The sequence below is a fragment of the Bacillus sp. PS217 genome, from assembly GCF_037963535.1.
Taxonomy (GTDB): domain Bacteria; phylum Bacillota; class Bacilli; order Bacillales; family Bacillaceae; genus Bacillus; species Bacillus subtilis.
The window spans coordinates 676,058-688,880 of the sequence record NZ_CP150157.1 but is presented as its reverse complement, the minus strand read 5'-3'; the positions used below and the strand labels follow the sequence as shown (position 1 = coordinate 688,880).

8 protein-coding genes are annotated in these 12,823 nt (G+C 40.0%); 2 read left to right on the top strand and 6 right to left on the bottom strand.

Annotated features, from left to right (window positions below):
- Positions 1-100 precede the first annotated feature (100 nt).
- From NSQ83_RS03660 to gutB, 3 genes are all read right to left on the bottom strand, one after another.
- Positions 101-1,063, bottom strand: a complete 963-nt coding sequence (locus NSQ83_RS03660; RefSeq protein WP_174223617.1) for a carbohydrate kinase — start codon at positions 1,061-1,063, stop codon at positions 101-103.
- 94 nt (positions 1,064-1,157) lie between these two features.
- Positions 1,158-2,549, bottom strand: a complete 1,392-nt coding sequence (locus tag NSQ83_RS03655) for an MFS transporter (protein ID WP_029726587.1) — start codon at positions 2,547-2,549, stop codon at positions 1,158-1,160.
- A gap of 73 nt (positions 2,550-2,622) precedes the next feature.
- Positions 2,623-3,684: a sorbitol dehydrogenase gene (gene gutB / locus NSQ83_RS03650; RefSeq protein ID WP_198878962.1), complete on the bottom strand. Its 1,062-nt coding sequence runs from the start codon at positions 3,682-3,684 to the stop codon at positions 2,623-2,625.
- Positions 3,685-3,885: 201 nt separating this feature from the next.
- Here gutB and gutR point away from each other — a divergent pair, with 201 nt between their 5' ends.
- The gene (gene gutR / locus NSQ83_RS03645) at positions 3,886-6,375 is read left to right on the top strand and encodes a glucitol operon transcriptional regulator GutR (RefSeq protein ID WP_198878963.1); all 2,490 of its coding nucleotides are present in this window, start codon (positions 3,886-3,888) and stop codon (positions 6,373-6,375) included.
- An 893-nt stretch (positions 6,376-7,268) separates the two neighbouring features.
- Positions 7,269-7,994 (top strand): hypothetical protein, encoded by a 726-nt coding sequence (locus tag NSQ83_RS03640; protein ID WP_124073343.1) that lies wholly within the window; start codon positions 7,269-7,271, stop codon positions 7,992-7,994.
- Between the two features lie 184 nt (positions 7,995-8,178).
- Here the strand turns inward: NSQ83_RS03640 and NSQ83_RS03635 are convergent, their stop codons facing one another.
- The 3 genes from NSQ83_RS03635 to groL form a co-directional block, all read right to left on the bottom strand.
- Complete coding sequence (locus tag NSQ83_RS03635) at positions 8,179-9,081, bottom strand: hypothetical protein (RefSeq protein WP_124073344.1); 903 nt, start codon at positions 9,079-9,081, stop codon at positions 8,179-8,181.
- Positions 9,082-9,102: 21 nt separating this feature from the next.
- Positions 9,103-10,047 (bottom strand): site-specific DNA-methyltransferase, encoded by a 945-nt coding sequence (locus tag NSQ83_RS03630; RefSeq protein ID WP_124073345.1) that lies wholly within the window; start codon positions 10,045-10,047, stop codon positions 9,103-9,105.
- A 1,126-nt stretch (positions 10,048-11,173) separates the two neighbouring features.
- On the bottom strand, positions 11,174-12,805 hold the full coding sequence (groL, locus tag NSQ83_RS03625; protein WP_003234067.1) for a chaperonin GroEL: 1,632 nt from the start codon (positions 12,803-12,805) through the stop codon (positions 11,174-11,176).
- Positions 12,806-12,823 lie beyond the last annotated feature (18 nt).

Below are 12,823 nucleotides of genomic sequence, written 5' to 3'. Positions count from 1 at the left end.
CAAACAAAAAATATACAACTTTTTACCTGAACAAAAATGTAAGCAATAAAAAAAGATGCCCCCAAAAGTCCAAAGACTTTCAAGAAACATCTTCAATGATTTACAAAGAAACTTCGATCTCATCCAAGCTCGGCAGTGCATCAATCGCTCCAATTTTAGTGCACACAAGAGCTCCGACCTTATTGGCAAACGCCACAATCTCACGCAGTTTCACAAAATCTGCTTCTACAGATTGAATCTGATCCGTGTTTGCCAATTGATATAAAGCCGCACCGACAAAAGCATCTCCCGCCCCTGTTGAATCGATTGATGTCACCGGAATGCTTGGAATGATTTCACGGTCTTTTCCATTGGAAAGAAGCGTTCCGCTTTTCCCAAGTGTCACAGCGACAATGTTGGCTCCGATCTCATGAAGGATCGCAACTCCCTTTTCATGATCCTTCACACCGCTTATAATCTCAAGCTCCTCGTCACTGACTTTCACAAAATCACTTACAGCGATCGCTTTTTTCGCAACACTTACAAACTCTGAGAGTCTTCCCCTCCATAAATCTTCACGGTAGTTAGGGTCAAACGAAATAAACTGTCCATTGTCTTTCGCAATCGACATCAACCGTAAATAGGCTGAGCAAAACGGATCCGATAACAGTGCCGTCGCAGAGCCGAAATGAAGGATTTTCGCTCCGTTTAGTTTTTCCTGATCAATATCCTCCAGCGTAAACAAAGCGTCCGCGCCTCTATTAAAAACAAAGTCACGCTCTCCATTTTGTTTTAATGAAACAAAAGCAAGCGTTGTAGGCGCTTTTTCATCCATCACCAGCATAGAGGTATCGACATGTACAGCGTCCAATGTTTGCTTCAGAAAATACCCAAACGGATCCTTTCCTACTTTTCCGCTGAAAGCGGCGTCTCCGCCCAGCTTGGCAATTGCTGCCGACACATTCGCCGGTGCCCCGCCGGCACTTTTCAGGAATTGGCGCCCTTCCATTAAATCAACGTCAACATCGGTACAAAAGAAATCAATCAACAATTCCCCAATACAAACTACAGAATGACTACGCATATTATCACACTCATTTATAAAGTCTAGATTACAGTCTCAGTATATTACTTTCTGCCATAAATACAACATTGAATATTAAAAATTTTACATCTATTTATCTCGCAGACCTTTGCTCCAGCTCAGAGATGATGTGTTTATATCTTTTTTCCGTTAAAGGATAGAAGGCGATAAGAATAATAGAAAGCAAAATGAAAAATCCCGGAATCAAAGCATTCATATTTTTGATCGCATTCAACGACGCAACTGTCTGGTCTGTATTCGCCACATACCCGGCGATTCCTAAATAAATGGCCGAAAATGACCCGGCTAACGCAACACCCAGCTTATTAATAAAGCTCATGCTCGAAATCACCACACCATCCGCGCGAATTCCGGTTTTCCATTCCGCATAATCGACACAATCCGCAACCATTCCCCAAGCAAGCGTATTTAAAGGCGTTGTGAAAAATCCCGAAGCGAAAAGCCAAATGAAAATGAGTGGAATTGAAGAATACGGCGTAAAATGCAAGCCGGCATAAGAAATAAGCGATAGAGCTGCTGTGATGATCATGACTTGTTTTCTGCCCCACTTCTCAGAAAAGAAAGGAATAAACAAATTGCTGATCAGCGCTGCCCCGAAAAATAAAACGGTGCCCATAAACACGAACTCTTTATGGTTGACGTTATACGTAAAATAATACACCATCGTACTGAGCTTAATATTAAACCCGATCGCAAAAGCCAAAAATGATGAAATTAACATAAGCAAGGGTTTGTTTCGGAATAAAACTGATAATGTCTTTTTGATCCCTTGTTTTTTTCTCTTTTTAGGCTGAATTCGCTCCCGTACAGTAAAGAAACTAAATAGATTCAAAACGATGCTGACTGCCGCATAGATGAGTGCCGTCATTTGAAATCCAAACGCCTGATCCTCTCCTCCGATAGCAGTTGCAAGCGGTGTCGCACAGGAAATGGATAAAAGAATGCCGATATACACCAAAATCATCCGGGTTGTGGTCAGAACCGTCCGTTCCTCCACCGAATTCGTCATCCGCCCCGTTAAGCTGTTCACCGGGATCGTTTGCATACTAAAGGACATCCCAAGCAGAATATAAGTGACATACGCATATACCATATTTCCGGTCTCACCGAAATGAGGCGTCGTGAAACATAAGAATGTGAATAGCGCAAAAGGAAATGCCACCCACAGCAAATATGGCCTTGCTTTTCCCCACCTTGTATTCGTTTTATCTAAAATCAATCCCATGATCGGGTCAAAAATAGCATCCAGCACACGCACAACAAGAAACAAAGTTGCGATCACCGCAGGCTGAATGCCGCCGACGTCTGTATAATAAAATAATAAGTATGCGTTTACAAACTGAAAGATAATATTATACGACATATCGCCGAATCCATAACCGATTCGTTCAAACCAGGACAGTCCGGTACTGGATTTTGACTGATGCTTCACTTTCATTGCTGTTACTTTTTCTGTTTCAATCATCATTTCCCACCCCAAGAATCCGTTTTCATTTCCAGTAAACAAGAGGGAGAATACGAAGATCCTCCCTGTTCACTCAGCGATTTGGATACACCATCACTTTTAAACATTCATTTTTAAATTGAAGCGCCCGTTCCATCGCCTCTTGTGTCTGCTCCAGCGAATATTGGTCCGTTACTAGATGCTTCGTGTCCACAATGCCGGAAGCGAGAAATTCGATTCCCTTCGGATACGTATTGGCATAACGGAAGATCCCGTAAATATCAATCTCGTTATCCGCAATAAACGGCACATTGAGCGGAATCTCGTTCTGTGAAGGCAAACCGACAATCGCCAATTTTCCGCCCCGGCGCACAGAAGCCAGTGCGGATTGCAATGCCGCTGGATTCCCTGCTGTTTCCCAAGCAACATCAACGCCTCTATCATTCGTGATCGTTTTAATCTCTTCAAGTGCATCCTGTTCACGTATATTAATAATGTGAGTCGCTCCCATTTTTTTCGCAGCTTCTAACCGCAGCGGCTCTAAGTCGGTGACAATGATTGTGCCTGCCCCAAATGCTTTAGCTGCGGCAACAGCCATTAACCCAACAGGGCCCATCCCCATAATCGCAATCGTTGATCCGGGCTGTAGCTTCGTTCTGGCCGCCGCATGGATACCGACAGAAAACGGCTCGATCAAAGCAGCATCTTCATAAGAAAGTGAGTCTGGGATTAAAAAAACAAAGTCCTGACGCATTTTAATATATTGGACAAACGCGCCGTCTACCGGCGGTGTAGCCAAAAACTGTACATCCGGGCAAAGATTATAGCGCCCTTCTTTGCACGCTTCACAGCGTCCGCACGTAACACCCGGCTCTACAGCGACGCGGTCTCCCACCTTGAATTGATCGACAGATGATCCGACAGCGGCAATTTCACCCGCACATTCATGCCCAAGGATAAATGGTTTTTCCACAACATAGTTGCCTATTCGGCCATTTGTATAGTAATGCAGATCAGATCCGCAAATTCCGACAGCCATCACCTTAATCAACACTTCATCATGATTGATGTCAGGCACAGGCACTGTTTCGATTTTGATTTCTCTTGTGTTGTGCATAACAGCCGCTTTCATGTTCTGAGGTACTGTGTGAGTCATTTGGCAAGTTCCTTTCTTTAGAAAATAAAATGTAAGTGCATACATTTTTGTTTTCTCTGTTACTGCCCCCATTTTATCTGCTTTTCAACACGTTCAACAGCCTTTTCTGCTGTATAAAAGGACAGCAGCACTGTACTTTTATTTTTTCATATACAAAAAACGCTGGATTGATAAAATAGTACTAATAGGAGGTGCAGGCTTATGGCTGAACTTGAAAACCGAAAACAATTTGCACAACTGCTGGCACCTGGCGTCAAAACGCTAAAACTTCATCCTGATTATAAAGTCAGAAGGAAAAAGAATGAAAAATCAGGACAGTCTTACATAGATAAAATCGCACTCCAGCTGGGAGTCTCCCCAAACACGATCAAAAGCTGGATCGGACAGATGGGGGCAAACTACATTCCCGGAAGAATTGACGACGGAAAACTGTTCGGAATGATCTGGATCATTCTCGAAAAGACCGACTTCGATATCGAGTGGTTGACCAACCTGCTGGAAACCACCACCATCCCAGTCATCAAACCCGCATTGCCTGTATGGGCAGCGTCTTGTTTGAAAAAAGCGAAAATACTGCGAAAAGACGGATTATTCGGGGCTCCGAGTGAAGACGAAATTGAAAATGTAGTAAAACGGCTGTTTCATGACAGACCCGGCCATGAAACGAATGCGCTTACAGAACAGCCTATCACGCATAATTTACCCTCACGCTGGTCCGGACGCTTTATCGGACGCAGCTTTGATATGGAAGCGATACGGCAATGGATGCTTTCTCCTTCACCAGTCTGTTTAATCACCGGCTGGGCTGGTATGGGTAAAACCACAGTCGCTCTTGAAGCCGCTTATTCCTGTGTCGACGATACTTCAGATTGGCCGGCGTTCAACAGTATCATTTGGGTCAGCGCTGATTGGAAAGGATTGAGCTTTAGCGATTTTTTAAATACGATCGCCTATCAGCTCGGACGCACAGAACAAATCGATAAATCAATCAATGAAAAACGGTTTGTCGTCCGCAATGCGTTAGCCAATTACACTAGAGAAAAACCGATCCTGCTGATCGTTGACAGCATTGATACTGCAGAACGTGACATTCATGAATTTATCACCAGCCTTCCGCAAGGCGTAAAAGTTCTCCTCACAGCGCGGGAAAACGTAAAGCAAACTTATCGGGAAAGCTTCGGAGAAATGACAGCTATTCAGCTGAGCGGCCTTAACCAAACAGATGCCTTGAAATTTTTCCAGCAAGAAGTGCACCGCTGCTTACAAACATGCAACCTCCCACATAAGCGGGAAAAGCTGGAGCAGCTGTTACATCTATCATCTGATCTGAAAAACGAATTCATTTCAGCGACTGCTGGAAACCCGAAAGCCATGGCACTCAGCATCGCCTATATGTCAGACGATGACATCCCCGCGCAGCAGTTGATTCATGAGCTTGGAAAAGCAGGCTACTCACTGCTGGAATTGTTTGAATTCCTCTTTGGCCGCACCTGGGACAGATGCAATGAAGATACACGAAAGCTCTGGCAGACGCTTTGCTTTTTCAGCAAGCCGCCTGATGAAAAAAGCCTGGCGGCAGCAGCCGGATTAGACGCCCGCCGTTTTCATTACGCTATGGAACAAATGCGGTCATATGCGCTGATTCAGCCGGAACGAAGCGAAGGAAGGACACAATACTTAGCGCACCAAACCGTTGTCGCTTACGGAGAACGGCATTTGTCCGAACAGCACGAATATGAAAAAGAAGCCCGCAATCGCTGGGCGCACTATTATGTTGATTATGCCGAAACCCATTTAAAGCGGGAACAGCCCAACTCTATCTATTGGAGCTACCTGCTGGGACGGAACTTAGATCAAATGAAACAAGAATGGCCAAACATCTTAAAGGTCATCCAATGGGCAAGTGAAACTGAACAAAAAGAAATCCTAATCGAACTCATCACCCGCATTAGCCATTTTCTAAGCAGAATCAACCTGCCCCTGCGAATCGAATACGGACGCAAAGCGGCCGACGCCGCCCATCACTTAGGCCAACACACACGAGAAGCGTACTTCCGAATCGACACAGCAGGCTGGGCTCTGATGGAAGTCAATGATTTAGACAGGGCCTTACAGCAAATTGAAGCCGGGCTGAGGATTCTGGAACAATCAGACGCTCACGATGCCTATGATCTAAAGGTTTGGGGACACGCACTCAAAGCAAGGCTTTTTTTAAAAGACGGGCAACATGAAAAAGCAGAGACCATTTTAAACGAAATCGAAAATCAACCGATTTCCCCTACCATTCAGCACAGAGTTCTATTGGTTCGCGGTGACTTAAGCTTTGCGAGAGGTCATCATGAAGAAGCCATTCAATTATACGAAGCGGCAAATGAAATCAGCTCCACGTACGGCGGCGAAAAAACGATAGAAGCCTATTTCAATCTGGGTGTCGCTTACGTGAAATGTGGTCAATTTGAGAAAGCGGAAGAAGCCTTTGTACAAATGCTCTATGATAAACATAACGCCAATCAAGTTGAACTGATCTACTATCACTACGGAATGGCGCAGCTGTTGTATCGTAAAGGAAACTATTCCAAAGCGCTTCAGTCTACCCGAAAGACATTGAGACTGATTGAATCGTGGGAACCTGTGATTAGTATTAAAAAAGAAGTTAACAGTTTGGAAAAGCTATTGAAAGATTTGTCTTAGGTGTGAGATCGATAGAAAATAATTTCTTTAATGCCTTTTGTAGTCAATGAAAAAGATACTACACTTAATTACTCCATTCATACCAATTAATTTAATAAATAAAAATCAACTGTAAATCCGAAAAAAAATTTAAGTACTTAAAAAACAGAAAATGTTATGAAATAGTTTATTAAGTATTCATTATCCATCTCATTAAATTTGTTGAAAGCAATAAAGTAACCTTATGCCCTATTACTTTAAAATCCAAGAGAGTTTCTCAAGTATTATTAAATATACTATTAATTTTCATTATGAAGAAGTACATATAGAATAGTATTAGATACATGTTGGCATTGTGAAGCATCATCACTTAAAGAAATACCAAAGTTAAACCCTTAGGTAAAATAAATCAGTTTTACATTATCCTCAATTTCATGTATATACCTTTATATGCTTAATCATCAAAAAACAAACAAGCACTTAAAGTAAAGAATTAGATGAAAAGAAAGAGTGCTAGAATCCTTATTAATGCCCTAAAACGAAAAAGAAAGCAAAGCGTTGATAAAACTAAGGAACATCTTTTTCAGGATATTGGTGAGGGTGAAGGTAGAACGTCAGAGTCCAGTTTTATAACAATGATTTGGGTTGTAAAAAATATATATCCTATTTGCAAACGAGCACCCTCAAGGATGAATTAGAAAGAGGACAATTAAACCCTATTGTTATTGTTCACTGATATGGGGAATTGCCGTGTTATGGTGACTTTTGACGATGTTTTTCAAAACAAAATAAACTTAAAAATACTTTTTTTGCTAGTAATATGTTAAGATTATTAATTCAGTAGATTAATAGAACTACGTATAGTGTATAATTTCATGTTACTATCACTCGTAAATTAGGAGGATGACTGCAAATTGTTTTGGCGGTATTTGAAGCTTATTTTGAGTAGTTGGATTTTAAAAGTAATTGCACTTCTTGATTTGGTGGGATTTACAACAACCTATTTTGAACAACTAAAAATTCCATATTGGATATATCTTTGCTTTCTTATCGTTGGACTTATTTGGTCTGGTTACAACATATATAAAAATTCAGCACCCAGAATCTCTATTGAGAAACCTAAACAAGACAATGTTTCTTTTAGTTTTCCAACTACTGATAACAGCTATTTTACAATTAACATGGAATCATATCTTACTAATTTTGGGCTACAATCCGGATCTCTTGAATACATAAAACTCAAATTTGTAAATGTCAATGATCTTAAAGATCAGTTTGTGATAGAAGAGATTGGAATATCCGGTGAAGAAGGTGAATTATCTAAAGATAAAGTTTTTCCAATATTCCCATCAGGACAGGATGAAAAAAGATTCAACTTCCCAATGATTGTAAAACCTAATGAAATATTACCTTTTTATCTTCGAATTGATGTATCTCTATCTGAATATGATGAACAAGCGATTAAAAGAAAAGTGTCATGGCTTAAGTACGTTAAACTCGAATTAGAATACAAAATAAAAGATAGTTTTGGAACGGAAACAGTCACTATTCCTTTTCAAATTGATTTACAAAACCTTTCAAATGTTTTAGATAGGTCAATAAACTCTAATCAAGCAATTAACGAAATATTTCTTGATTAAATATACATAATTAGTTAATCCCCTACGTATAGAACGTGGGGGATTGTAGATGAAATATCAGAAGAACAACTTCGTCAAGCAGAAACATTAAATAATCGAATAAAGAGATTAGGGCGTTTCAACTCTCTTTTGTTATAAAAGAAAACGCACTTTTGACATCAAAAAAGTCAAAAGTGCTTTTTAATCAATCAACATAACTCCAAATATCATCGCAAAGCAAATGGTCGAACGTTTGTATATGTTCACTCAATAGAACATCAGTTTGCATTTGTGGGCGTGGGTCGAAATAATACACTCCATCAAGGGGATTTAATTTAACCGTGTAACCTTTAAAATGTCCTGCTAAAAAGGTGCCATTTATCCCGAATTTTTGCGGATCTTTATTCCTCTTTCTTTGAACATCATGTAAGAAAATTGCAATGTGGGGTACTGTTGTTTCCGTTAATTTCGAATATAGAAACTTATCGACAAAAATCTTTCCAATTCTATCCTTTGAAGTTGTTTTAACAGAACCAATCAATTTTACCTCGCCTTTTTTGTCTTTAAGTATAAGATCGTGTTGATAACTCATATTGAATAGTTGTTTGTCTTCCATATTTACAGGGACTTTTACAACCCCGTTATTCGCGGGAGCACCGATTTCTCGCAGCAGTAATAAAATTAACTGCTCGAAATAGTCTCCATTCAGTTTTCGAGCTACATTTGTCCTATTTGCGTCAAGACCGTCCAATGCAAAACCTATTGTTTGTTGTACCGTATAAATTGTTCTATTAATAATACTTCTATCCAAAATTTTTGCATGATTACGGTCGCTTTTCAAATCCTTCAATATTTTATTGAATTCCCCTAGGTTATCCAAAAAATCTTGGTGAGAATATAAAATTTTTGAATTGAAAGGGCGAGTTACTTGATAATTCGCTTCACTATTATATTGATAAAAGTTATATACATGTTCATTTTGTGAAACAATTGTAGCTTGTTTATTCTTCTGAATATACTCTAAAAAATATAAAGCAAAATCCGTATAATTTTGTAATGTAACAAAATTGTTTTTATTTGTAACTTTCTCTAACACCGTTTCAATCATAATTTTCCCCTTTTTTCTCTCTTATCTAATTTTCTTACGTCGTTCTTCATTCTTTCTATCGTACCAAAACCATTCTTCATCCGTTTTATGTTCTGCCTTTTGAATACGTTCTATAGCCCATTCATTGTATTGACGGTTAGTATCGCATGCAAGCCATTTCCGACCTAATTGTTCAGCAACGACAGCAGTCGTGCCTGATCCCGAAAATGGGTCGAGAATAACATCACCACGATTAGATGAAGCAAGAATAAACTTTCGAACAAGCTCTTCGGGCTTCTGCGTTGGATGTGGGGTTTTTTCATTCATTCCGTTACAAGTAGTGGGAACCTCAATAACGTCTTTAGGTTTGGCTCCTAATGGATGTGGCATCCAATTATCACGTTTTTTCCCGCTTCCATACTGACTTGATTCTGCTTGTGGATGTGACGGATATTTCAATGTATGCCCACCATATGGAATTCGAACTAAATCTTGATTCATTGTATACTTCTTTGTCTTTCTAAAATGCAAAAGACTTTCATGTGAACGACCGAAATCTTTTCCTAGGTTTGCTTTATTTTTATAGTGCCATACAAGCCATTTACAACCCTTGAAATATTTCGAAGCTGGGTGTTTCAAATCGGCAAGTATTTCAGAAAAGCCACATATATATAAACTGCCATTTTTTTTAAGCACTCGTGATGCTTCGACAATCCATTCTAATGACCACTGGATATACGATTCTTGATTTTCAAAAGTATCCCATTCAGCTTTTTTTATATTGTAAGGTGGGTCAGCAAAAATTAAATCTACACTTTCTGTTTCGAGTGTTTTCAACCATTGTATTGAATCACCTAAAAATAACTTTCCGTTATTATGTTTATAATGAAGAAGCGGTTCGCCTTTGTTTTCTTCAGGAACTTCATGAATTGATTCTTTAAATGAATCTAACTCGATTTCAAATTCAATCTGCTCTAATTCATTCATTTTTATCACTCCTAACCTAACATTTCGAATTTTAACATAGAAAAGGGCTATTTACGACAAGATATGATGACAAACACTTAAATCAGACATACTATGCTTGCTTAAATTATATTATAAAGAGGCGTGCTCAACTATAAACAAAAGTGCAGCTAAAATTTAAAAATAATTATTTGTACATTCAATCGCTGCACATACGCGAAAAGTAACCGAAAGACAAAAGTTGGCCCTGAATCAATTGGTTGAAAAACGCCGCTTAACCGTGTTATCTAATACAATATATTCAGGATTTTAATGAAGTCTTATACAAGACGAAGATTAATCTCGGAAATGATTAAAAGAAGTGATAAAAAGAATCTGAAGTTGAAAACTATTATTCAAAAAATTAATGGCTTACCGTGTACAAAGCATCAGCTCGCAATTAGTTAGCGACTGCTCAATTTTGAAGACTGCTGTTGCAACAAATTAGATTTAAAACTCACTTTATAATAAATCTTGACATACATCCACTTTAACATTAAAATCAAGTACCTCCTTTAGCAGTATACCCATTATTTGCAACTTGCACTGTAAAGTATTGATTTCAAATTACTTAAAAAGAAGAAGATCTCCTCAGTATTCATCTCAAAATCTTCCTGTTCAATGTACTAGAGAACGGTTAAATCATCCATATACATGAAGTCCTAATATTTTCGGTCACCGCTCTAATTTTTCTCCTACATGACCTTCATAATCTCCCTTATGAAATATACTACAGGCATGTGAACTATGCACTTTAAAAGGAGCTATGTCGACTTTGAAGCTTACAACACTACTAACATCACAAAGGAGTATAATTTACTTACACCTAAAATACCCGCGCGGTATGTATAGTTTAAATGGACGATAATGTGATAAAGATAAATAACCATAAGTCAATTCAAAACAAATATTGATAACAATAAAAGTATTTATTTACAGGTAACAAAAGAGTTAAAAAAGAGGCTTCCCAAAAGTTCAAAAAACTCATGGAAAACCTCTAATTTAGATCCTTATTCAAGAAAATGTTACCTTTTTGTTACTCTTTGGTTATGTTCAGAGTATATAAGAGTCTAGAAATCCCATTTTTATTGGGTTTCAGGGGCAATGATTACATCATGCCGCCCATACCGCCCATGCCGCCCATGTCAGGCATTCCGCCGCCAGCGTTTTCTTCTGGCTTGTCAGCGACAACGGCTTCAGTTGTTAAGAACATTGCAGCTACAGACGCAGCGTTTTGAAGAGCTGAGCGTGTAACTTTCGTTGGGTCAACGATACCTTTTTCGATCATGTTTACCCATTCGCCAGTTGCAGCGTTGAAGCCTACGCCGATTTCTTCGTTTTTGAGGCGTTCAACGATGACAGATCCTTCAAGACCAGCATTGTGTGCGATTTGACGGATTGGCTCTTCAAGCGCGCGAAGCACGATGTTGATACCTGTTTGAGCATCGCCTTCAGCTTCAACTGCAGCGACTTTGTTATATACGTTTACAAGCGCTGTACCACCACCGGATACGATGCCTTCTTCAACAGCTGCGCGAGTTGAGTTCAAGGCGTCTTCGATGCGAAGTTTACGCTCTTTCAGCTCAGTTTCAGTCGCAGCGCCGACTTTGATGACAGCTACGCCGCCAGCAAGTTTAGCAAGACGCTCTTGTAATTTTTCTCTGTCGAATTCAGAAGTTGTTTCTTCCACTTGAGCGCGGATTTGAGTCACGCGGGCAGAAATTTTGTCTGTTTCGCCAGCGCCTTCAACGATTGTTGTGTTTTCTTTAGTAACGACAACTTTAGAAGCGCGTCCCAATTGAGCGATTTGAGTAGATTTCAGGTCAAGGCCAAGATCTTCTGTGATGACTTCTCCGCCAGTAAGGACAGCGATGTCTTCAAGCATTGCTTTACGGCGATCACCGAAGCCAGGAGCTTTAACAGCCACTGCGTTGAATGTGCCGCGAAGTTTGTTCACAACAAGTGTAGCAAGTGCTTCGCCTTCAACATCCTCAGCGATCAGAAGCAATGGTTTGCCTTGCTGAACAACCTGCTCAAGCACAGGAAGGATTTCTTGAATGTTTGTGATTTTTTTGTCTGTGATTAAGATGTAAGGATTGTCAAGAACCGCTTCCATCTTATCAGAGTCAGTTACCATGTAAGGAGACGCATATCCGCGGTCGAATTGCATACCTTCAACAACTTCAAGCTCAGTTGTGAAGCCTTTAGACTCTTCGATTGTGATAACGCCGTCGTTTCCTACGCGCTCCATTGCTTCAGCGATAAGGCTTCCGACTTCCTCATCAGCAGCAGAGATCGCAGCAACCTGAGCGATAGACTCTTTGCCTTCGATTGGCTTAGAAATTTCTTTTAAGTTTTCGATCGCAACCGCTACAGCTTGTTCCATCCCTTTACGCACGCCTACAGGGTTAGCGCCTGCTGTTACGTTTTTAAGGCCTTCACGGATCATTGCTTGCGCAAGAACTGTTGCAGTTGTTGTACCGTCACCGGCAACGTCGTTTGTTTTGCTGGCTACTTCAGCAACAAGCTTAGCACCCATGTTTTCAAACGCGTCTTCTAGCTCGATTTCTTTAGCGATTGTTACACCGTCATTTGTGATTAACGGAGAACCGAATTTTTTCTCTAGAACCACGTTGCGTCCTTTTGGTCCTAAAGTTACTTTAACAGCATCAGCAAGTGCATCGACACCGCGAAGCATTGCGCGGCGAGCTTCTTCACTAAACTTAATTTCTTTTGCCATGTTTACAAGACCTCCTCA